Below are 21,810 nucleotides of genomic sequence, written 5' to 3' on the forward strand. Positions count from 1 at the left end.
AAAAGTTCAATTTGTACTTTCAAATAAACTGTTCTGAGCAGAATCAGTTGTACTATCTAGAACATTTCGCTTCATAATATCATTACCAGCATACATGATATATCTCATACCACTAGCGACTGACATTTCTTCAGCTGCTTCCGCCTTGGCTTTTACAACCTCATCATCAATCATATTGTCACCTTTTACTTCTATGATCTGATAAGAACCATCAGCCATCTTAGCCAAGAAATCAGGATAGTACTGTCTTATCCTCTTAGATTCTGGATCATAATATTGCACGAATAAGTCACCTTGGTTTGCCGTAAACATTCCAGTAAAATAAATCTCTTCCACATTCACATTAGAGATATACTGCAAGAAGCATTCTTTCTCCGGCTTAGAATCGAAGCAATATGTATCCGCATGGAAGCTTTTAGCTATCTCCGCATCAGTAAAGCTATTATGTTCTTTTTCAATGACTAGACTTGCTTCCGCTGAAAATTCATAATAACCTGCATCCTTTGGTTCTTTAAGTAGAACTACATCTATATCTTCATTCTTCTGCTCTGATTTAACTTCATACAAAGCATGGAATACTTTAGGTATTATGATATCATCTAAAATCTCATTATGTCTGTTAACTGCATCAACAATTTCATCAAACCCATCAACAGATTCTTTCAAAATAGGCTCAATCATCAAACAAGATAAATTCATATAACGTGAGATTTCTCCAACCAAAGAAAATCTACTGAACTTAGTCTGTTCTTTAATATCATCAATGATGGTTTCTTTTGCAGACATATCTAACCTAATACTGCCTTTTTCATACATTCTAGATTCATACTTTGTTTCATCAATCTGTTGTATTTCGAAGTTTATTGGTTCAGAATAATCCTTTTCAATCAATGAGTACTCATGCCAGATACGTTTCATTTTTATGCTTCTTGGTGGCGGTAAAACTCGAACTTTATAATTGCTCTTTTTCTTTTTAGGTCTTTTACCCAGGTCACTAATCTCCATATTATAGTTATTACGAAGTTCAGCATCTAGCGTATCTAAATTTTCCTTTGACAAGAAAACTGTAGCCTTAAGTTGCTCATCTGTAAGTTTTCTCAAACATCTCATAGTTGCTTGCAATACAAAAATCTTAGATTTAGGACTGCGGAATAGAGCGATACTCAATAAAGAGCGACAATTCCATCCTTCACGTCCTTTTTCAACAAGGATAATAAATTGTTTTTTACTTCCTTCTGTTCCGAGAACATCAAGATTGTTAAAATTTCTGATGTCTTCGTTCTTAGTCACAGTCGAATCACCTGTATTAACTAAGATTGTATCTAATGGCACATCAAGTTCACTTAACACCTTCTCCACTATAGGCCTTACTACGTCCGTAGCTTCTGCAACACTAGTCGCAAAAATTGCCATCTTAGGAGGAAGCCCCTCGTAGGTCTTGCCACCATATCTTTCCCAGAACGTTGTGATTGACTTATTCAAGAACTCTTCGTTCTTTACGTTATCAAAACCAATAGGATCTGCATCTTTTAAAAAACCATTTCTAATCGATTCGTTAAGACCATAGGCATAAACAACTTCTGGCAATACTTGTTTTTTTACGTATGGAGTACCTGTGTAGTTATAGCACGCAACAATAGATGTTGCTTCTGCAAGCATGTTAATAGTATTTCTCAATGTTGTCTTATTTGTGCCACCCGCTCTTAATTCTTTTTCCAAGTTTGCTCCAAATAAATGATGTGCCTCGTCAACATAAACTCCAAGCTGTGGCAAACGACACAGTTTTTTAAATCTTTGATTATCCATTAAACTTGTATCATCCCACACATCACCATCATCGTCATCTCCATAAATATCAGCAAGTAATGAACTACCAGAGAACAATACATCTGTTGGTTTATCTTCTTTGCGCTTTTTCTTAACAATAATTTTTTGATTATTAGAAATTATAATATTAAAGGCTGAATCATCTATTGTGTGGAGAGTAGTACCACTCTCATCCAAATAGTGGAACTTGATATTTGCATCGAGTACACGAGCATATTCTGGTGGTACAACTTTCGTCTTATCAAGAGTTATGATCTCACGTAAAGATTCAAGTACTGTCTTATCTGGTGCAAACACAAGTGCATTGTGACAGAATCTTTTATCCTTAGGATACTTGTTTGCTAACAAGAATTCATAAAAAATACATGTCCCCATAAGAATGGTCTTACCAAGCCCCATAGTAAGTGCGTAAATATAGTTTGGATAAGATTCTTTGTACTTCTTCATCTGTTTGAAGATGAGCTCATTCTGTTCATCTCCAAGATCGATAATTGAACCCTGTCCACCTTTATGAATACTGTAGTAAGACGCATCTGCAAACTTATCCTTACGATTTCTCCAATCGTCAAACATCTCGTACATGTGTGCATTATTCATAAACTCCTTAATAAATACATACATTTCTAAAGCTTCAAATTGTGGTTTACGCAAGAATGCATTTGTATTTTCATTCTTATCGTTATATGCAAGAAATTTCTTTGTAAGATCATTATATCTAGAACGAATTTTCCCCCTATTTGAAGTGTAGTACCACCATAGTTGCTCATAGAATGCAAAATCTTCTACGAACATCATTGAAGACTGTTTAGCCATATGCTACACCTCCTTCTCTAATGATTCTGATAGTAAATCTGTTATTTTAACCTTGATATTCCCTGCACTTTCTGGTATTTCATAAACCCCAGAAACAAAAGAGTTTTTATCTGAAACATCTGTTACCGTTGGTTGCATAACAGCACCGTCATAATTCCAGTCAATAATAATTGATTCAACTAATTGTTTCCAATCATCCACATACTCTTTTTGTAAAGAGAGTTTTTGCATTAGATTCATCGGGTAAAATGAACGAACAATAAGCTGATTACCTTCTCGTACAATCTCAGCCTCTGCCTCTCTCTTTAGTTGAAGATCTGATTTATCTCGTAATATATCTACTATTTGCACATCAACCTTATAATCTGCCAAGGACTGTTCAAGAGAAGCTTTTAGACCAGGTTCATGTCCCATGCACACTATGGTAATCTGTTCCACTGCCTGACGAGGATTTTCCTCTTTTATTTTTTCATAAGTCTTATATGGAAGATTTGCTTTTAGTTCTTCGAGATCTGCTTTAGTAGCAATTCTATTTACTGGCATAATCTTAACCATTCGACCGTCCAACTCTCCATCCCATATATTTCCTTGTTTGAACGGTTGAATTTCCAAGGCTTCCACAATCAAGTTTTTTGCTTCAATTTGATTTCTGAAGAAATCATAATTATTAACATTATAAACTTCCAAATTATCATAAATATCATCTAATTGTATTTCTTTTGCTAAATTAATTAGTCTTTTTGTGGCCGTTTGTACAGCACCAAGATTTATATCTGAACCAATGAATCTTCGACCTAATCTCATGGCAACAGCCTGAGTAGTACCACTACCCATAAAGCAATCAAAAACTAAGTCTCCTGGATTGGAAGATGCCATGATTATTCTTTCAAGTAAAGCTTCAGGCTTTTGTGTTGGATATCCAGTGGCTTCAGCGAACCCATTCTTTAATGCAGAAATATCTACCCACCAATCAGATAAAGGTGCACCATTATTAATATCCAACCAAGTCTCTGACAAATCTTCTGGTATGCCTTTCAATTTCGCAAAGACTCCAGGATTTGTATCTTTTAGTTTTTGATAAGATATTTTCCCATCATCATCAAAATATGACTGATAACGCTTAATGGTACTTTCCGACAAACGCTTTCTAAGTATGTTGAAAGTCCTATCTTCTGATGCAGTTTTAGAATACATTAGTATTGTGTCATGTTTTCTCTTAAAGTACTTAACAGCTCTACTACCTATATCTTCATACCCCCACACAATTTCATCAATAAAATTATTAGGGCTGAACACTTCATCCATTAGCATTCTCAAATGATGAGATTTATGCCAATCGCAGTGCAAAAATATCGTTCCAGAATCTGATAATAATTCCCTCAATAGAATTAATCTTTCATACATAAATTGAAGGTACTCATCATTGGTCCAAATATCTCCATACTGTTTTTCTTCGAAAGAAGATGAATCTGCTTCTGTCTTTCCCACTCCTTTTATTTCTATTTTCTTTTTATAATCTGCTTTAGAATCAAATGGGGGATCAATATAAATAAGATTAATTTTCCCACGGTATTCCTTAAGCATATGACTCATTACTTGGAGATTATCACCCCAGAAAATTTTATTAATCCAATTATCCTTCTCTTCTCCGTACCTTTCACGAAGTTGAGCTGGGTAATACTGTGTCGAACGATACGGTCTTTTACCTGTCCACCTAAGTTCTGGAAACCCCTTTATAGTCGGTCTCTGTTCAAAATCAAAAGTGATTGGTTCTTCCATTTTTATTTCCTCCAAAATCATTATTCAGTAAGATTATTTATGACAATAGTGCCTGAAATCGCAGTTCGAACAAATTTTTGCATCATTCGAACAATTTTTAAAGTCTTTTCTTAATATCTTATGCACAGTATCATCAAATGCAGCCACAGTACCATCGATAGCACTTTTGGTGTAAGGAAAGCTAATCATCGGATTACCATCTTCCTCACCAGTGTAGTATAAATGCATTTTGCTGACCTTCTGACCTGTTCTCTGCTCAATAAGATAAGCATAAATATGAAGCTGTCTTCGATAATGTTCAAGTCGATCTCTCATTTTTTCCATATCTGGTTTCTTCTCAGACTTAAAATCTACGAGCTCTACAGTCCCATTCTCTCCTTTTACCAGATCTATTTTACCCTCTATGATATAATCTGGCTGCACTAAACTAACGTCAACCTCTACTTGTTGAATTGAACTCCAGTTACCATTTTGACGTTCTACATATCGAAGAACTTGATTTAAGGCTGCATTACGTTGTCCTTCAGCTAAGTATCCATGTTCTCTCTTAATCAGTGATAAATAGTTACTTGCAAACCAATTAGTAATATTATCTGTAGTAATCTTTGCAGTTTCATCTTTTAGTGCTGCTCTATGAACATCTTCAATTGTTTGATGAACTAAAGTACCAAAAAGCATGTCACCCTGACGAATCGGCATAAATTCTAACTCTTTATAAAATTTGTATTGAAGTGCACAAGTTTCATATACTGAAATATGAGAAGTGAATGAAAATGTGTTTTTTAAATTCACGTTCTTCACCTTTTTAAAATCAAATTCATTTAGATCAATTGACGCAATAGGTTGAAGTTCATCGTACACCTCTTTAAAGTATTTGCTTGGTGTATTCTTGTTTTCATTACATGTTAGAATCAATAAATTCTGTGCCCTAGAAAATGCTGTGTAGTAAAGTCTCCAGAAATCAAACATCTTCACTACATCATGTGGTTCGAAAGCCTCACGATGATAATACTTTTCCTCTATATGGCTTAAAATATCTTTATAGCTTTTTCTAGGAACATTGCTAAGCGAATCAACAAATACTACTGGGAACTCCATACCTTTTGATTGATGAATTGTAAGGAATGATACACATCCACTCGGTGCATATTCTTCATCGTCTTCATACTCTGCGATTCCGCCATCATATAGAAGTTTCAAATACATATTGAATAATTGTTCTGTATTCTTTAAGATATATTTTCCAGTGATGACGTCAATATTATGCAGATACTCGAACTTGCCGACTATTTGAGTTAGCTTGGCCAGGTTTCTCGCTGGTCTAATATCAACAATTCCTAATTCTAGATCCGTATCCAATATATCACTAAACGGTTTAAACATAAATAATCTGTAAATTAATCCTGAATACGTATAATCTGTCGTTCCAGAAGACGATGAAGCTAAAGAGAAATGCTCTTTACCATGATCTCTAATAAATCTTTTCAATTCAATATTTTCAGGCTTAGTCACAAATTCATTAGCTGCTTTGATACAGTCACTAAAGTAAGAATAATGTTTAATATCTAAGTATTTATATTCTCCTTTTTCCAATCCATTTACGTAATTAGGAAACATCAGCATAAGACATCCTATAGTCTGCATGATTTCATCTCTTTTAAAATACATATCTGACCTAGGTGAATAAACATTAATATGATTATTTTCCAAAAATCTAGCTAGACTAATAACTCTTTCATGCTTTACTGAACTAAATAAGAAAGCTAGTTGATTATAATCCTGTATCTTTCCTGATTCTTTAAGACAATTTATAAAGTTAAGGATATTCTCATGCCATTCATCCTCATCGTCTTTACTAGCTAATTTTGCAACACAAGTACTATTTATAGGAGACTTTTCATGTGGCTCAATTCTTTTTGAATATCTATATTTTCCCCACTCAAATTTAAATTTTGATCCTGAAGTAGTATCCATCCACTTATTATAGAAATCAACGATATCACTATCTGATCTATAATTCACTACCAAGGGAATAACTTCACATTTTCCTTCATCGAACTTTGAAGGAAATTCCAGTATATTTCGGATGGTTGCACCCCTAAAACGATAAAGACCTTGATCATCGTCTCCTACAACACAAATATTCTCATGTTTTCCTAGAAGGAATACTATCTGTTCTTGAATATAGTTTGTATCTTGGTATTCATCGACCATAATGTATTTAATACTACTTCTTAACGATTCAAGAATATTTGAATTTTCTGTAAGCATTCTATAGCATTCAGTCTGGATAGACGAAAAATCAACCAAGTTTTCCTCATCAAGCATTTTTTGATAAACACTTACTACTTTTGCAATAGTAGAAATTTCAACATCTGGATCTTCTAACATTAAATTGAAATCTACAAGTTCTTCCGATAAATTATTTGATAGCTCACAAATTGCTTGTGCCCATTTCCATGCTCCACCTCTAGGCATAACATTTTCAATCCCTGCAATTGTTCTAAAGTTATAGATACTCCTAAAAACTAGGTATTGCTGATCAAAAGTATCTAGAAGTCTGTAATTTTTTTTTAATCTCGTATATTCAAGGTTGTCTTTTATAATTCGTAGACACAAAGAATGAAACGTGCCCACATACATCTCATTGACATTAACAGAGATATCTCTACTAGCCAATTCATTTGTGATACGCGTAATTAACTCCTTAGCTGCTTTTTCTGTAAAAGTAGCAATAAATATTTCTTCAGGTTTTATTCCACATTCTTCAATTAAGTAAATTGCTCTTTGAACCAAAGTGTAAGTCTTTCCAGTTCCAGGTCCGGCAGTAATAAGAACCGGCCCCTCTGTAGTAGAAATTGCTTTCCTTTGTCCATCATTTGCATTTCCAAAATCAAACATAAATTTTCATACCTCTTTATTATGATTTACTTTTTCTTAACCTTATTCTTCATGCTGTACAACTTCAACAATTTTGTCAATATCACAATTCAAATATCCACATATTTTTAGAAGTACATCCGTTGTTATGTTTTCTCCTTTTCTAAGTTTTGCTGACGAAAACTGAGTTCTCTTCATTTCCAATTCAGCAAGTTTTACCAATAAATTTTTATATCATAATTTCATCTTAATTTCCCCGGAAGATCTTTTTCCAACTAGGTAAAAATCCATTTATCTAGTAATAAATTTGCTAAAAATTCTTAAATTTGAAATCGCAATCATTAGCTTTAGAATAGACCTTGTTTAAATATATTATCTATAAAATTATATCATAAAATACCTGCATTTTGTTAATCAGGTACGAATAAATCATCTAATTTACTTGAAAAAATAATTTCAATATAAATCTTGACAAAATTTCTTCATCTAGATTAAATCGAAAGATTCTTAACCCTTAAAATATTATTGTATTTGACTATTTTAAAATCTGAATAATGAAGAGTCAAATGACTAATTACAATAAAATAGACCAGTCACCTGATCTACTTTATTCTATTCTGATAAGATTTGAATTAGTTTTTGTTCAAAAATTAGGCAAGAGTTATTCAAAAAATTAAAAATACTAAATTATTTTTGAAAATGAAATTGTGGAAAGAGTCATTAAATAAACACTTTGAATTTTGTTTGTATTTCTTTACGCTTCTTATTATGCCCCCTGCAGGAATCGAACCTGCAACTACTCCTTAGGAGGGAGTTGTTATATCCATTGAACTAAGGGAGCTAGAGAAAAACTCTGCTGAATGAGCAGAGTTTTTGAGTCGAATTAACGACGGATTTCTTTGATACGAGCTGCCTTACCTTGAAGTGCACGCAAGTAGTACAATTTCGCACGACGTACTTTACCGTAACGAACAACTTCGATTTTTTCAACACGTGGAGTGTGGATTGGGAAGATACGCTCAACACCTACACCGTTAGAGATTTTACGAACTGTGTAGTTTTCAGAGATGCCAGCACCTTTACGTGCGATAACAACACCTTCAAAAATCTGGATACGTTCACGGTTACCTTCGACAACTTTCGCGTGTACACGAACAGTGTCACCAGGACGGAATGATGGGATATCTGTACGAAGTTGACCTTCAGTCAAGCTTTGGATTAATGGATTCATTTTATTCTCCTATCTTTGTCAATCTTGAGGAAACTTCCTCAGCGGATAAACTGTATTTTTGTGCGTCCATTACACACAAGATACAGTTTACCAAATTTCCACAAAAAAGTAAAGAAATTTATAGCAGAATTCCTAAAAAAATCGCAACTAAACCACCTAGGTAGGTTAAGGCTAGATAGCTATAAAATACCTTCTTATCACTTAACAGTCTTTGCAGTTCATCATTCAAGGTCGAAAAAGTTGTTAACCCTCCACAAAAACCCGTCGCTAAAATAGCATAGACTTCCTTGAATTCTACATGATTGTAGAATAATCCAATCAAAAAACAACCTAAAAGATTGGCTATGAGCGTTCCGACTGGCAATTTAGAAGCTTGATTATAGCGGGAAAAGAAATACCGTACGAGTGCTCCGAAGCCACAAGCGATTGCAAGATAGACGATTACCATTTCTTCCTCCCTAGAAAATAAGCCAAGAATAGACCTCCACCAATGCTCAAAATCAAATACATAACTAAACTAAGATAACGCCCTGTATCCAGCAGTTTCACAGCATCAAGCATGAGACTAGAAAAGGTTGTTAAACCTCCGCAAAAACCTGTACCTAGTGCTAAAACCAATCCCTTACTAGTTCCCTTATAGACCAGATAGCCTTTTACCAGATAAACCAAGCAGAAAATTCCTAGATAGTTGACAAAGAGAGTTCCCCAAGGAAAATCTGGACTGGCTGGTAACCAAGTGGAAACCAGGTAGCGCACAAGTCCGCCCAACATGGCAGCTAGAAAAATTCCTAGCGGATAAAATTGTTCTTTTTTCATTTGATGTTTTGATCCTGATAATCACGCGAACGTTTGAGTATGTCCGAAAATATTGCGACAATAGTCTCCTGATAACGCTTGTCCTCTACACGACTCCTAACCTTTTCAAAAATAATTGCTTCTCTCTTGGTATCTAAAATCGGTTTCCCTGAAGCCTTCTTATAAGCGACAACCCCTTCAACTAAATGCATTCTTTCTTCTAACAGTTTGACAATTTGGTCGTCGATCTGATCAATTTCTTGACGAATAATATCTAAATCCATACAGTCTACTCCTTTATTTGAATTATTGTATCAAAAAGCCACCAAATAGGCTAGTAAAATCCCAACTCTCGATAAGAAAAATGCACTGATTGATTACATCAGCGCACGTTTATGCTTATCCTACTTTAGCAGCCAATTCTTCTGCGAATTGTTCCAAGCGTTCAATGTCTTCTTCCTCAGCAGAGAGATCAACTTTGACACACTCTGAACCTTTTTCTGCTCCTGTCGCTACAAAAACACGGTCAAAGTCATCGACAGCCTTACAGAATTCATCGTAGAAGGTATCTCCTGAGCCGACCACTCCGTAGATTTTACCATTCAAGTTAAGATCTGCTAGGTCTTCGTAGAAGTCCATCATCTCATCTGGCAATTCACCATCACCATAAGTATAGGTCGCAACGATAGCGATGTCTGCTTCCAAGAAGTCTGAAGCGTCAACAGTTGTACATTCATCAACATCGACATCCAAGCCCAAGTCACGTAATTTGTCTGCTACAATATCTGCAATTTCTTCGGTATTACCGGTCATACTGGCAAATACAATTTTTGCTAATGCCATATCGTCCTCCTCAATTTATCTTTCTCCATTATATCACATCTTTTTCATTTTAAAAATAAAAATTCTTGTGCTACAATGAAATGAGAAAGAATTGAGGTTATTTATGGACATTTGCCATCAAATTTTAGAAAAAATCAAAGAATACGACACGATTATCATTCACCGTCATATGAAACCAGACCCAGATGCCTTGGGAAGTCAGGTGGGATTGAAAGCTCTTCTCAAACATCATTTCCCCGAAAAAACTATCAAAGCAGTTGGTTTTGATGAACCAACTCTTACTTGGATGGCTGAGATGGATTTTGTTGAAGATAGTGCCTACCAAGGGGCACTTGTTATCGTCTGTGATACGGCCAATACTGCTCGTATCGATGATAAGCGCTATAGTCAAGGTGAATTTCTCATTAAGATTGACCACCATCCAAATGATGATGTATACGGTGACCTATATTGGGTGGATACTAGTTCAAGCAGCGCTAGCGAGATGATTACCTTATTTGCAGAAACAACTCAACTGGCCTTGTCAGATCGCGCTGCTGAATTGCTCTTTGCAGGAATTATTGGTGATACAGGCCGCTTCCTCTACCCTTCTACCACTGCACGGACTCTTCGCCTGTCTGCTTATCTAAGAGAACATAACTTTGACTTTGCGGCTCTCACTCGCAAAATGGACACTATGAGTTACAAAATTGCTAAACTTCAGGGCTACATCTACGACCATCTGGAAGTGGATGAAAATGGCGCAGCTCGCGTGATTCTGAGTCAGGAAATCTTGAAACGATTCAATGTTACCGATGCTGAAACTGCAGCCATTGTCGGTGCACCTGGACGCATTGACAGTGTGAGTCTCTGGGGAATTTTTGTGGAGCAGGCTGATGGCCACTACCGCGTTCGCTTACGCAGTAAAATTCATCCTATCAATGAAATTGCCAAAGAACATGATGGAGGAGGCCACCCTCTAGCAAGCGGTGCTAATTCCTATAGCCTAGAGGAAAACGAAATCATATACCAAAAGTTAAAAAACTTGCTTAAAAACTGATAAAATACTTGCCAAACATTTCATAATCTGATAGACTAGTAAGGTAACAATCTATGGCTCGCAAAGAGACCATGGCAGAAAGGAAATATTGCAAAATGAAAAAAGATATCCATCCAGAATATCGCCCAGTTGTCTTCATGGACACAACTACTGGTTACCAATTCCTTAGCGGTTCAACAAAACGCTCTAACGAAACAGTTGAGTTTGAAGGCGAAACTTACCCATTGATTCGTGTGGAAATTTCATCAGACTCACACCCATTCTACACTGGACGTCAAAAGTTCACTCAAGCAGATGGACGTGTGGATCGTTTCAACAAAAAATACGGTCTCAAATAATGAAAAAAAGAACAGTTTCAACTGTTCTTTTTTTTCTTCTTTTTATGAACCAATCACTACTACTTTCTATTTGTCAACCATCACGCTGACACTATAATTGATTTCAAACGGGGTTAAAAAATGTCGAAAAGAAGCTTGATATTGAGAATGGTCAAGATGATTGAAACTACGTAGCCTAGGATTGTATTCCACTTGGCATCGGTGAATTCTCCCATCACTGACTTCTTAGAGGTCAGATAAATTAAGGGAAAAATTGAGAATGGAAGAGAGACCTTTTTGTAAGAAGACATCGGAATATTCACTTTCTAATCTTGTCTTTACCTAGTTTAGTAATGGAATTTTGAAAATAATTTCCTATTTCCAATTTATTCTTATTACATCACATTTTGAAACGATTCTTAAGGAAAGCATGATAGTTAAAACAAGCAAGAACTGTATTGAAAAAAACCAGCGTTTTCTGACGCTGGCTTTTTAACTGTGAAAAACTTTTCTCAACTAGATTGCTTCTGTAACAAAACTACGACTTTCCAATACTTTGAGCATGGCGTTAGCTGTATCTAGGGCTGTAAAGAGGGGTACCCCGTGTTCAATGGCTGAACGACGGATTTGCTCACCATCTTCGTCTGCAGTTCGTTTTGTTCCAACTGTGTTAATGATAGCTTGAATTCTTCCTTTGCGAACAAAGCTTGGAATATCCTTATCGTCATCACCAATCTTACCAACAGGTTGGGCTTGCAATCCATGACTGGCAAAGAAGGCTGCTGTCCCTTCTGTCGCGAGGATTCCATAGCCAATATTTTGGAAACGACGAGCCAAGTCCAAGGCTTCTTCTTTGGCGTCATCAGCGATGGTAAATACAACGTTACCAAAAGTTGGCAAGTGTAAGTAAGAAGCTTCAAAGGCCTTATAGAGAGCTTTTTCCAAAGTCGTATCAGAACCCATAACTTCCCCTGTTGACTTCATTTCAGGGCCAAGTAAGCTGTCTACCTTAGCTAGTTTGGTAAAGGAGAAGACAGGTGCCTTGATATGAACTCGGGTGCTTTCAGGGTAAAGTCCATCTTGGTAGCCAAGTTCTTCAAGTTTTTGACCAAGAATGAGCTTGGTTGCTACTTGAGCCATAGGAATATTGGTCACCTTAGAAAGGAAAGGAACCGTACGGCTAGCACGTGGATTAACCTCAATAACATAGACTTTTTCATCCTTGATAACAAACTGGATGTTCATCATTCCAAGACAGTTAAGACCGATTGCTAGGCGTTTAGTATAGTCTGCGATTGTTTCTTGCACCTTTTTCGACAAGGTTTGTGGTGGGTAAACGGCCATTGAGTCACCTGAGTGGACACCAGCACGTTCGATGTGCTCCATGATACCAGGAATGAGTACATTTTTACCATCTGAAATGGCATCAACTTCACACTCTTGTCCAACGATATAAGAGTCAACAAGGACTGGATGATCAGGACTAGCCTTAACAGCAGTACGCATGTAAGAACGAAGGTCTTCTTCGTTTTCAACGATTTCCATGGCACGTCCACCAAGTACATAAGATGGGCGAACGAGAACTGGGAAACCAATCTTGCGAGCTGCAAGAACTGCTTCTTCTTCATTGGTAGCCGTTTGTCCTGGTGGCTGTGGAATATCCAAATCTTTAAGAGCTTGCTCGAAGAGGTCACGGTCTTCCGCACGGTCCAAATCAGCAACCTGTGTACCAAGGATGGTCACACCTGCTTTTGCCAATGGCTCCGCAAGGTTAATGGCTGTTTGACCACCAAACTGAACGATAACACCTTTCGGTTGCTCCAAGTCGATGACATTCATAACATCTTCGAATGTCAATGGTTCAAAGTAGAGCTTATCAGATACAGAAAAGTCTGTAGAAACGGTCTCTGGGTTTGAGTTCATGATGATAGCTTCATAACCAGCCGCCTGAATAGCCTTAACCGAGTGAACAGTTGCGTAGTCAAACTCAACCCCTTGACCGATACGGATTGGACCAGAACCTAGGACAAGTACAGATTCTTTATCAGACTTGATAGACTCATTTTCCCAACCATAGGTTGAATAGAAGTATGGTGTTTCAGAGTCAAATTCTGCCGCACAAGTATCGACCATCTTATAAACTGGAACAATCTTGTTTTCCAAGCGAAGTTGGCGAACTTGGTCAGCTGTAGTATTCCAGAGTTCAGCAATCTTACGGTCTGAAAATCCATTCAATTTTGCAGTTTTCAAAACTTCAAAATCTTGTGGATGGGCACCCAACTCCTGCTCGATTTCAAAGATATGTAAGAGTTTATCAAGATAGAAGATATCAATCTTAGTCAATTCAGCAATTTCTTCTGGTGTGTAGCCGCGACGAATGGCTTCTGATACGTAGAAGAGACGGTCATCCTGGGCTTTGACTACTTTTTCAATCAAGGAATCATCAGAAACTGCTGCAAGTTCAGGCATTTCATTGTGATGCACCCCAATTTCTAGAGAGCGACAAGCCTTAAGGAGAGATTCCTCGATGTTCCGACCGATTGCCATGACTTCTCCAGTGGCCTTCATCTGAGTACCAAGACGGCGCTCACCCTTTTCAAACTTGTCAAATGGGAAACGTGGAATCTTAGCAACAACGTAGTCAAGGGCAGGCTCAAACATGGCATAGGTTGAACCTGTAACTGGGTTGATAACTTCATCCAAGGTCAAACCTACTGCAATCTTTGCAGCCAACTTAGCAATTGGGTAACCTGTAGCCTTAGAAGCAAGGGCTGAAGAACGCGACACACGAGGGTTTACTTCGATGACATAGTACTTGAAGCTGTGTGGATCAAGGGCTAGCTGAACGTTACATCCACCTTCAATCTTGAGGGCACGAATGATGCTCAAGCTCGCGTCACGTAGCATTTGGTTTTCATAGTCTGACATGGTTTGCGCAGGGGCAAATACAATGGAATCCCCTGTGTGAATCCCGACTGGGTCAAAGTTTTCCATGTTACAAACAACCAAAGCATTGTCTGCTGAGTCACGCATCACTTCGTATTCGATTTCCTTGAAACCTGCAATAGAACGCTCAATCAAACATTGGGTAACAGGTGACAATTTTAATCCATTTTCAGCGATTTCACGCAATTCTTCCTCATTGGCACACATACCACCACCAGTACCACCTAGGGTAAAGGCTGGACGAACGATGACTGGGTAACCAATTGTCGCTGCAAAGGCAACAGCTTCTTCGACAGTGTTAACAATTTCAGATTCTGGAATTGGTTGCTCCAATTCTTCCATCAATTGTTTAAAGAGGTCACGGTCCTCCGCTTGATCAATGGCAGATAATTTAGTTCCCAGAAGTTCAACACCAAGCTCATCGAGGATACCATTTTTAGACAATTCCATGGCCATATTAAGACCAGTTTGCCCACCAAGGGTTGGAAGTAAGGCATCTGGACGTTCCTTACGAAGAATACGTGTCACAAACTCAAGTGTAATCGGTTCAATATAAACCTTATCAGCAATCTCCTTGTCCGTCATAATGGTTGCAGGGTTTGAGTTAACCAAAACAACCTCATAACCTTCCTCTTTCAAAGACAAGCAAGCCTGGGTCCCAGCGTAATCAAACTCAGCAGCCTGACCAATAATAATCGGACCAGAACCAATCACCATAATTTTTTGAATATCAGTACGTTTAGGCATATATAAGATATTAAGGGTGTCAAGCGGACAAAGCTAAAATAAGAGTTATGACGAAGAACTGTCAGTTCTAGGAATAACTATCTTTTTAGCACCGTCCGTAGCCCGTATTCAGTTAAGCAAATACGGAGCACCCTTCTCCTTTCTATTCGTCGCCTCTCAGGGCGACATTAAATAATTTCTCCGACGAGCTTTTACTCGTTCTTAGTTTGATTGTTTAAAAGCTTCCATCATCTCGATAAACTCGTCGAATAGGTAGCTAGCGTCGTGTGGACCAGGGGCTGCATCTGGATGGTATTGAACAGAGAAAGCAGGTTGATATCTGTGGCGCACACCTTCCACTGACTTGTCATTGATTTCTTCGTGGGTGATAATCAAGTGCTCTGGCAAATCCTCACGGCTAACTGCATAGCCATGGTTTTGACTTGTAAAATCCACACGTCCAGTAGCAATTTCGCGTACCGCATGGTTAAATCCACGGTGACCAAACTTCATCTTGTAAGTCTTAGCCCCGTTTGCCATAGCAAAGAGTTGGTGCCCCATACAAATACCAAAAATTGGAATTTTTCCTTGTACACCGCGAATCATGTCCAGTGCTTGGGGAACATCTTCTGGGTTTCCTGGACCGTTTGACAACATAACTCCGTCAGGATTGAGATGGAGAATTTCTTCTGCCGTTGTCGAATAAGGAACAACCGTCACGTTACAATTACGCTTAGAGAGTTCACGTAGAATTGAATGCTTGAGACCAAAGTCCACTAGCACCACGCTCAAACCAACTCCTGGAGCTGGATAGGAAGTTTTAGTAGAAACCTGCTTGATATTATCTGTCGGCAAGACTGTCGCTTGGAGCTGGTCCGTCACATGGTCCATGCTGTCCCCAACATGGGTCAAGGTTGCACGCATCGTACCATGCTTACGGATAATCTTGGTGAGTGCACGCGTATCAATCCCTGAAATACCAGGAATTTTCTTGGCTTTCAAAAATTCATCTAGCGTCATTTGGTTGCGCCAGTTGCTTGCTCTACGCGCCTCTTCGAAAACAACGACTCCCTTACAAGTTGGAATAATGGATTCGTAATCATCACGGTTAATTCCATAATTTCCCACCAAAGGATAAGTAAAGGTCAAGATTTGTCCATTATAAGACTGGTCTGTAATGGATTCTTGGTAGCCAGTCATACCTGTATTAAAGACAATTTCGCCTGTTACATCAATATCTGCTCCGAAGGCCTTGCCTTCAAAAACTGTGCCATCTTCTAATACTAGAAGTCTTTTTGTCATATTTTCACCTCTCGTGGACGCTCACTGGCGTCTTTTAACGTCTTGTGTTTTAGTTGGCGTTTCTACTCGCCAGTACGGATTCTAAGATTGCCATTCGAACAAAGACACCATTGGTCATTTGTTGGACAATCCGTGATTTTGGTGCTTCAACCAAGTGATCTGCGATTTCTACATCACGATTGACTGGAGCTGGATGCATAAGGATTGCTGTTTCTTTCAAACGATCGTAACGTTCTTGAGTCAAGCCATGTTGGGCATGGTAGTCTTCTTTTGAAAACACTGCACCACTATCATGGCGTTCATGTTGCACACGGAGAAACATCATGACATCCACCTGATCAATGATTTCATCAATGGTTACAAACTGTCCATAGTCTGCAAACTCTTGACTTCTCCATTCCTCAGGTCCAGCAAAGTAAAGTTCAGCTCCCAAGCGTTTCAAAATCTGCATATTAGATTTGGCAACGCGTGAGTGGTCCAAGTCGCCTGCAATCGCAACCTTGAGACTCTCAAAGTGACCAAATTCCTCATAAATGGTCATCAAATCAAGCAAGCTCTGGCTAGGGTGTTGGCCCGAACCATCTCCACCATTGATGATGGAAGTCGTAATCGTCGGACTAGCAATCAACTCTCTGTAGTAGTCAACCTCTGGGTGGCGAATCACACAGACATCCACCCCTAAAGCAGACAAAGTCAAAATGGTATCATAAAGTGTCTCACCCTTATTAACCGAACTAGTTTTCACATCAAAGTCAAGTCGTTCCAGCCCCAGTTTAATCTCTGCCACTTCAAAGGACTTATGCGTCCGTGTAGAATCCTCAAAGAAAAGATTGGAAACAATCGGATGGTCTTCATAAGGAAGCTGAGCTCCATTTTTAAACTCAATTCCTCGCTTGATCAATTTCATCACTTGATCGACAGTGAGGTCTTCCATGGACACCACATGGTTCAATGCTTGTTGATTTTTTGACATGGCTACTCCTTTAGCTTTCTAAGCTTCTTCAGTAATCAGAACTCTGTCTTGGCCATCAAGTTCTGCCATCTCTACGATGATTTCTTCAGAACGACTAGTTGGGATGTTTTTTCCAACGTAATCTGGACGGATTGGCAATTCTCTATGTCCACGATCGACTAAAACTGCTAAACTCACGCGCGCAGGACGACCATGACCGACAATATTATCAATAGCAGCACGGATGGTACGACCTGTATAGAGCACATCGTCCACCAAGATGACTTCGCGGTCTGTCACATCGACAGAAACCAAAGAAGTATCTTCTCCACTTTTAACATCATCACGGAAAGGTTTTGTATCCAATTCCACAACAGGAACTGAAAGATTTTCTAGTTGCTCCAAACGTTCTTGGATTCGGTGGGCGATAAAGACACCACGAGTTTTAATACCAGCCAAGACGATTTTATTCAAATCTTTGTTGCGTTCGATAATCTCATATGTAATACGCGTAATCGCTCGTTTGACGGTCAATTCGTCTACAACTTCTTTTGTCTTCATGACAAACCTCCAAAAAGAAAAGTCTCCTTAAACAAGGAGACTTGAAATGTATAGCTAAGCAAGCCCAACTGCTAACAGTATAGACTTCACCCTTCTACTTTATCGCGCTCCTTGCCTGCCTCACGGGACAGGTTTAAAGGAATATTTAGTTATCAAATACTATAGCACAAAGCATGCTTAAAATCAAGCAAAAACTTTTGAAACCCCATCTTATAAATTGCTAAAATCATATAACTGTGGGTACTGGTCACACTCTGGATTTTTAGGATGACAAATAGCTCTTCCAAAATAAATCATGGCCTGATGGGCAGCTAACCACTGCTCCGGTGGCAAGATATCCATGACACGTTTTTCCACCTCAAGTGGTGTCGCTGATTTTTTGACAATATCGTGGTGTTTGCAAATACGCTCCACATGAGTATCCACTGCAAAAGCTGGAATCCCAAAGCCCACACTCATGACAACATTGGCTGTCTTGCGACCAACACCTGCCAAACTCTCCAATTCCTCACGTGTCTGAGGGACTTGACCATCAAAATCATCTAGTAACTGTTGGGCACATTTTTTAAGGAATTTAGCCTTATTTCGATACAATCCCAGGCGAGAAATGTGTGAAGCAATCTCACCCTCTGTCGCAACAGACATGGCTTGTGGCGTTGGAAAGGCAGCAAAGAGACCCGGTGTGGCCTTATTTACCGCTGCATCCGTTGTCTGAGCTGACAACATGACCGCAACCAAGAGTTCAAAATGATTGGTAAAATCAAGACTGGGCTTGGCATCTGGAAACAGAGCAATGATTTCTTCTAGCACCTTTCGTGCGCGTTTTTTTGACAAGACCATTATTCGTCTCCATCAAATAGTCCTTGTAAGCCAGCAAAAGGACTGTTTTCTTCTTTCTTGACTGCTTGTTGAGCTTGGTATTCTTCCTCTGTCATGATTTGCCAGTCATTTCCTGAAACAAACCCTTGACCAGCCTCTTCTTCAGCTGTCAAGACCTTAATAGGAATGTTGAGCAGTATATTGTCTGATACGCTCTCAGCCAGGTCAAGTTCTCCATTTTCGATAGGCAAGACCAAATCATCATCTAGAACTTCTTGATCTAGCTGGTTGGTTGCGCCTTCCATGAAAACTTCTGTGACTGGATAAGATTCAGCTAACTCAACTGGCTCCATACTGCGACTTGAAGCAAGAACAATGGTGTAAGATAACTGATAATCTAAGAAATACATACGATCTTCGTATTGTACTTTCCCAACTGCAAGAATATCTTTCACATCTAAAATTTCTTGATTTCGTGCACGCAAGTCTGCAGCTAGGTCTAAACTTTGTTCAAAATGCAAGCCTTCAGACTGCTTGCGAATCTCTTGAATATTTAATTTCATACTTCCTCCATAAAGATTTACTCTCTTGATTATACCATGAAAAGGCTACAAATCAGCCCACCAAACTTTGTAATTAAAAATCGATTTTTTAACATATTTACTATGACATCTTTGTTTTTTAGTGCTATACTATAGGCAATAATACATCAGAGCAAGGAGGATGCTCATATGCAAGACAAAGAACTCATTACTAATGCAACCCAACTCCTATCCGAGTTAAATAAAAGTTTCCAAAGCTGCAAACAGGGTACGGCAGATGATATTCGACTGCAAGAGCTGCTAAATACTACTCTGCAAGAGCTCAAAAAAGCGGAAAAGTTGAACAACAGTATCTTAATAGACCTTGAGAAATTTTACCAACGTACCAGTCTTCTGATAGGCCTCGGTAGCCTAAAACTAAACGATCAAGCACGTACCGCTTGGCGAAACTATGACAAATTCCATTACGAGCATGTCAAACACGTACTAACTCTTTATGGACCTGTTTTCGGATTTTAGAGATTAGAATTGTCGGTTTTCTGTTGACAAAATATCCTGAAAGGTATAGTATAGAGATACTAATACTCGGAGGTAAGGGAGACATGAACAACTAAGTCTATCAAATAAAGAACCTTTATTTAGTAGATCTTGTTTTTGTCTCTTTTTGCATGCTCTTTTTGTACTAGATCTTCTGGTACTTTATCCTCTTTGAAAATCAAAAAACTAGAAAGCTAACCATCTGCTCCTCTTGGGTTGGATAGGGGTAGACAAGCCTAGTTTGACAGGATTTTCGACATGGATAATAGCGTTTCTGACAGTGACTTTGGGCTCTACTAGATAAAGTAGAGCTTTTTGTTATGCACTATCGACATTCTAGAAAGGGCAACAATATGATAAAAATCAATCATCTAACCATCACTCAAAACAAAGATCTACGAGATCTTGTATCTGACCTAAGCATGACCATCCAAGACGGGGAAAAGGTAGCTATTATTGGCGAAGAAGGAAATGGAAAATCAACCTTGCTTAAAACTTTAATGGGGGAAGCTTTGCCTGATTTCACTATCAGGGGAGACATTCAATCTGATTATCAATCACTAGCTTACATTCCTCAAAAACTCCCCGAGGAGCTGAAAAAGAGAAGTCTACACGACTACTTCTTTTTAGATTCTATTGATTTAGACTACAGTATCCTTTATCGCTTAGCTGAAGAGTTGCATTTTGATAGTGATCGCTTTGCTAGTGACCAAGAGATTGGCAGTCTATCAGGGGGCGAAGCTTTGAAAATTCAGCTCATCCATGAGTTAGCCAAACCCTTTGAGATTCTATTTTTAGATGAACCTTCAAATGACCTGGACCTTGAGACAGTTGATTGGCTAAAAGGTCAGATTCGCACGATTAGGCAAACCGTTATTTTCATTTCCCATGATGAAGACTTTCTTTCTGAAACGGCTGATACTATTGTCCACTTGCGACTGGTCAAGCACCGTAAGGAAGCGGAGACACTAGTAGAGCATTTAGACTATGATAGCTATAGCGACCAGAGAAAGGCTAATTTTATCAAACAAAGCCAGCAAGCTGCTAACGACCAAAGAGCCTACGATAAAATCATGGAAAAACATCGGCGAGTCAAGCAAAATGTAGAAACTGCGCTTCGAGCTACCAAAGACAGTACTGCCGGTCGCCTATTGGCCAAAAAGATGAAAAATGTTCTCTCACAAGAAAAACGCTACGAAAGAGCAGCTCAGGCCATGACCCAAAAGCCACTTGAAGAGGAAGAAATCAGACTTTTCTTCTCAGATATACAGTCATTACCAGTTTCTAAAGTCTTAATCCAACTGGAAAAGGAAAATTTGGCCATTGGCGACCGAGTTTTGGTTCAAAAACTACAACTAACTGTCCGTGGCCAAGAAAAAATCGGTATTATTGGGCCAAATGGTATTGGAAAATCGACTCTGCTAACCAAGTTTCAACAACTGCTTAGCGCCAAAAGAGAAATTTCGCTTGGTTTTATGCCACAAGATTACCACAAAAAACTACAATTGGATTTATCACCAATATCCTACCTCAGCAAAACTGGAGAAAAAGAGGAACTACAAAAAATCCAATCTCACTTAGCTAGTCTCAATTTCAGTTATCCAGAAATGCAGCATCAAATTCGCTCCTTATCCGGCGGACAACAAGGAAAACTCCTGCTTTTAGATTTAGTCTTGTGCAAACCAAACTTTCTCCTTTTGGATGAACCCACACGAAACTTTTCACCCACTTCTCAACCCCAAATCAGAAAACTCTTTGCCACCTATCCAGGCGGTCTCATCACTGTTTCACATGACCGTCGTTTCTTAAAAGATGTCTGTTCAATCATCTATCGCTTAACAGAACACGGTCTGGAGGTAGTTAATTTAGAAGATTTATAAATTTGCAACATAGTAAAAATC

General features: G+C 38.4%; 19 protein-coding genes, 1 tRNA gene and 1 pseudogene. 4 read left to right on the forward strand and 17 right to left on the reverse strand.

What is annotated here, in order from left to right; translation table 11 throughout:
- Positions 1–6 precede the first annotated feature (6 nt).
- The 10 genes from KUA57_RS01580 to KUA57_RS01625 form a co-directional block, all read right to left on the reverse strand.
- Complete coding sequence (locus KUA57_RS01580) at positions 7–2,640, reverse strand: DEAD/DEAH box helicase family protein (RefSeq protein WP_218493539.1); 2,634 nt, start codon at positions 2,638–2,640, stop codon at positions 7–9.
- 3 nt (positions 2,641–2,643) lie between these two features.
- A complete protein-coding gene (locus KUA57_RS01585; protein ID WP_218493540.1) occupies positions 2,644–4,419 on the reverse strand; it encodes a DNA methyltransferase in 1,776 nt (591 codons plus the stop codon).
- A gap of 33 nt (positions 4,420–4,452) precedes the next feature.
- The gene (locus KUA57_RS01590; RefSeq protein ID WP_218493541.1) at positions 4,453–7,320 is read right to left on the reverse strand and encodes an ATP-dependent helicase; all 2,868 of its coding nucleotides are present in this window, start codon (positions 7,318–7,320) and stop codon (positions 4,453–4,455) included.
- Positions 7,321–7,362: 42 nt separating this feature from the next.
- Positions 7,363–7,497, reverse strand: a complete 135-nt coding sequence (locus KUA57_RS01595) for a helix-turn-helix domain-containing protein (protein WP_218493574.1) — start codon at positions 7,495–7,497, stop codon at positions 7,363–7,365.
- Positions 7,498–8,068: 571 nt separating this feature from the next.
- Positions 8,069–8,140 (reverse strand) — tRNA-Arg (locus tag KUA57_RS01600).
- Between the two features lie 42 nt (positions 8,141–8,182).
- Positions 8,183–8,530 carry a 50S ribosomal protein L19 gene (rplS, locus tag KUA57_RS01605; protein WP_001068669.1) on the reverse strand — a complete coding sequence of 116 codons (348 nt, stop codon included), beginning with the start codon at positions 8,528–8,530 and terminating at the stop codon, positions 8,183–8,185.
- 118 nt (positions 8,531–8,648) lie between these two features.
- The gene (crcB, locus tag KUA57_RS01610; protein ID WP_218493542.1) at positions 8,649–8,978 is read right to left on the reverse strand and encodes a fluoride efflux transporter CrcB; all 330 of its coding nucleotides are present in this window, start codon (positions 8,976–8,978) and stop codon (positions 8,649–8,651) included.
- Positions 8,972–9,346, reverse strand: coding sequence for a fluoride efflux transporter CrcB (crcB, locus tag KUA57_RS01615; RefSeq protein ID WP_218493543.1), 375 nt, complete (start codon positions 9,344–9,346; stop codon positions 8,972–8,974). Before crcB (KUA57_RS01615) ends, crcB (KUA57_RS01610) begins: the two co-directional genes overlap by 7 nt.
- Positions 9,343–9,609, reverse strand: coding sequence for a chorismate mutase (locus KUA57_RS01620; RefSeq protein WP_218493544.1), 267 nt, complete (start codon positions 9,607–9,609; stop codon positions 9,343–9,345). The genes crcB (KUA57_RS01615) and KUA57_RS01620 overlap by 4 nt, the downstream gene beginning before the upstream one ends.
- A gap of 115 nt (positions 9,610–9,724) precedes the next feature.
- Positions 9,725–10,168, reverse strand: a complete 444-nt coding sequence (locus tag KUA57_RS01625) for a flavodoxin (protein ID WP_001162125.1) — start codon at positions 10,166–10,168, stop codon at positions 9,725–9,727.
- A gap of 103 nt (positions 10,169–10,271) precedes the next feature.
- Between KUA57_RS01625 and KUA57_RS01630 the strand changes: the two genes are divergently transcribed.
- Positions 10,272–11,207, forward strand: coding sequence for a DHH family phosphoesterase (locus KUA57_RS01630; protein WP_061864045.1), 936 nt, complete (start codon positions 10,272–10,274; stop codon positions 11,205–11,207).
- Between the two features lie 95 nt (positions 11,208–11,302).
- On the forward strand, positions 11,303–11,545 hold the full coding sequence (locus KUA57_RS01635) for a type B 50S ribosomal protein L31 (RefSeq protein ID WP_000710764.1): 243 nt from the start codon (positions 11,303–11,305) through the stop codon (positions 11,543–11,545).
- A gap of 113 nt (positions 11,546–11,658) precedes the next feature.
- Here the strand turns inward: KUA57_RS01635 and KUA57_RS01640 are convergent.
- From KUA57_RS01640 to KUA57_RS01670, 7 genes and pseudogenes are all read right to left on the reverse strand, one after another.
- Positions 11,659–11,814: pseudogene (locus KUA57_RS01640) on the reverse strand (divalent metal cation transporter); the annotation flags it as partial.
- A 226-nt stretch (positions 11,815–12,040) separates the two neighbouring features.
- Positions 12,041–15,217 carry a carbamoyl-phosphate synthase large subunit gene (gene carB / locus KUA57_RS01645; protein ID WP_061864041.1) on the reverse strand — a complete coding sequence of 1,059 codons (3,177 nt, stop codon included), beginning with the start codon at positions 15,215–15,217 and terminating at the stop codon, positions 12,041–12,043.
- Between the two features lie 201 nt (positions 15,218–15,418).
- Positions 15,419–16,498, reverse strand: coding sequence for a carbamoyl phosphate synthase small subunit (locus KUA57_RS01650; protein ID WP_000166853.1), 1,080 nt, complete (start codon positions 16,496–16,498; stop codon positions 15,419–15,421).
- Positions 16,499–16,547: 49 nt separating this feature from the next.
- Positions 16,548–17,471 (reverse strand): aspartate carbamoyltransferase catalytic subunit, encoded by a 924-nt coding sequence (locus tag KUA57_RS01655; protein WP_218493545.1) that lies wholly within the window; start codon positions 17,469–17,471, stop codon positions 16,548–16,550.
- Between the two features lie 18 nt (positions 17,472–17,489).
- Positions 17,490–18,011, reverse strand: coding sequence for a bifunctional pyr operon transcriptional regulator/uracil phosphoribosyltransferase PyrR (gene pyrR / locus KUA57_RS01660; RefSeq protein WP_000850023.1), 522 nt, complete (start codon positions 18,009–18,011; stop codon positions 17,490–17,492).
- A 210-nt stretch (positions 18,012–18,221) separates the two neighbouring features.
- Positions 18,222–18,851 (reverse strand): endonuclease III, encoded by a 630-nt coding sequence (gene nth, locus KUA57_RS01665; RefSeq protein ID WP_033681985.1) that lies wholly within the window; start codon positions 18,849–18,851, stop codon positions 18,222–18,224.
- Positions 18,851–19,393, reverse strand: coding sequence for a YceD family protein (locus KUA57_RS01670; RefSeq protein ID WP_055356936.1), 543 nt, complete (start codon positions 19,391–19,393; stop codon positions 18,851–18,853). Before KUA57_RS01670 ends, nth begins: the two co-directional genes overlap by 1 nt.
- 168 nt (positions 19,394–19,561) lie before the next feature.
- Between KUA57_RS01670 and KUA57_RS01675 the strand changes: the two genes are divergently transcribed.
- Entirely contained in the window at positions 19,562–19,891 is a 330-nt protein-coding gene (locus KUA57_RS01675; protein ID WP_218493546.1) for a helicase BlpT, read from the forward strand.
- Positions 19,892–20,229: 338 nt separating this feature from the next.
- Positions 20,230–21,789, forward strand: a complete 1,560-nt coding sequence (locus tag KUA57_RS01680) for an ATP-binding cassette domain-containing protein (RefSeq protein WP_218493547.1) — start codon at positions 20,230–20,232, stop codon at positions 21,787–21,789.
- Positions 21,790–21,810 lie beyond the last annotated feature (21 nt).

The organism is Streptococcus vulneris (assembly GCF_019218685.1).
GTDB lineage: Bacteria > Bacillota > Bacilli > Lactobacillales > Streptococcaceae > Streptococcus > Streptococcus vulneris.

What these genes read in the sequence shown, in the direction of transcription:
- KUA57_RS01580 (WP_218493539.1), bottom strand. Translation starts at nt 2,640, where the DNA reads ATGGCTAAACAGTCTTCAATGATGTTCGTAGAAGATTTTGCATTCTAT.
- KUA57_RS01585 (WP_218493540.1), bottom strand. Translation starts at nt 4,419, where the DNA reads ATGGAAGAACCAATCACTTTTGATTTTGAACAGAGACCGACTATAAAG.
- KUA57_RS01590 (WP_218493541.1), bottom strand. Translation starts at nt 7,320, where the DNA reads ATGTTTGATTTTGGAAATGCAAATGATGGACAAAGGAAAGCAATTTCT.
- KUA57_RS01595 (WP_218493574.1), bottom strand. Translation starts at nt 7,497, where the DNA reads ATGAAGAGAACTCAGTTTTCGTCAGCAAAACTTAGAAAAGGAGAAAAC.
- rplS (WP_001068669.1), bottom strand. Translation starts at nt 8,530, where the DNA reads ATGAATCCATTAATCCAAAGCTTGACTGAAGGTCAACTTCGTACAGAT.
- crcB (WP_218493542.1), bottom strand. Translation starts at nt 8,978, where the DNA reads ATGGTAATCGTCTATCTTGCAATCGCTTGTGGCTTCGGAGCACTCGTA.
- crcB (WP_218493543.1), bottom strand. Translation starts at nt 9,346, where the DNA reads ATGAAAAAAGAACAATTTTATCCGCTAGGAATTTTTCTAGCTGCCATG.
- KUA57_RS01620 (WP_218493544.1), bottom strand. Translation starts at nt 9,609, where the DNA reads ATGGATTTAGATATTATTCGTCAAGAAATTGATCAGATCGACGACCAA.
- KUA57_RS01625 (WP_001162125.1), bottom strand. Translation starts at nt 10,168, where the DNA reads ATGGCATTAGCAAAAATTGTATTTGCCAGTATGACCGGTAATACCGAA.
- KUA57_RS01630 (WP_061864045.1), top strand. Translation starts at nt 10,272, where the DNA reads ATGGACATTTGCCATCAAATTTTAGAAAAAATCAAAGAATACGACACG.
- KUA57_RS01635 (WP_000710764.1), top strand. Translation starts at nt 11,303, where the DNA reads ATGAAAAAAGATATCCATCCAGAATATCGCCCAGTTGTCTTCATGGAC.
- carB (WP_061864041.1), bottom strand. Translation starts at nt 15,217, where the DNA reads ATGCCTAAACGTACTGATATTCAAAAAATTATGGTGATTGGTTCTGGT.
- KUA57_RS01650 (WP_000166853.1), bottom strand. Translation starts at nt 16,498, where the DNA reads ATGACAAAAAGACTTCTAGTATTAGAAGATGGCACAGTTTTTGAAGGC.
- KUA57_RS01655 (WP_218493545.1), bottom strand. Translation starts at nt 17,471, where the DNA reads ATGTCAAAAAATCAACAAGCATTGAACCATGTGGTGTCCATGGAAGAC.
- pyrR (WP_000850023.1), bottom strand. Translation starts at nt 18,011, where the DNA reads ATGAAGACAAAAGAAGTTGTAGACGAATTGACCGTCAAACGAGCGATT.
- nth (WP_033681985.1), bottom strand. Translation starts at nt 18,851, where the DNA reads ATGGTCTTGTCAAAAAAACGCGCACGAAAGGTGCTAGAAGAAATCATT.
- KUA57_RS01670 (WP_055356936.1), bottom strand. Translation starts at nt 19,393, where the DNA reads ATGAAATTAAATATTCAAGAGATTCGCAAGCAGTCTGAAGGCTTGCAT.
- KUA57_RS01675 (WP_218493546.1), top strand. Translation starts at nt 19,562, where the DNA reads ATGCAAGACAAAGAACTCATTACTAATGCAACCCAACTCCTATCCGAG.
- KUA57_RS01680 (WP_218493547.1), top strand. Translation starts at nt 20,230, where the DNA reads ATGCACTATCGACATTCTAGAAAGGGCAACAATATGATAAAAATCAAT.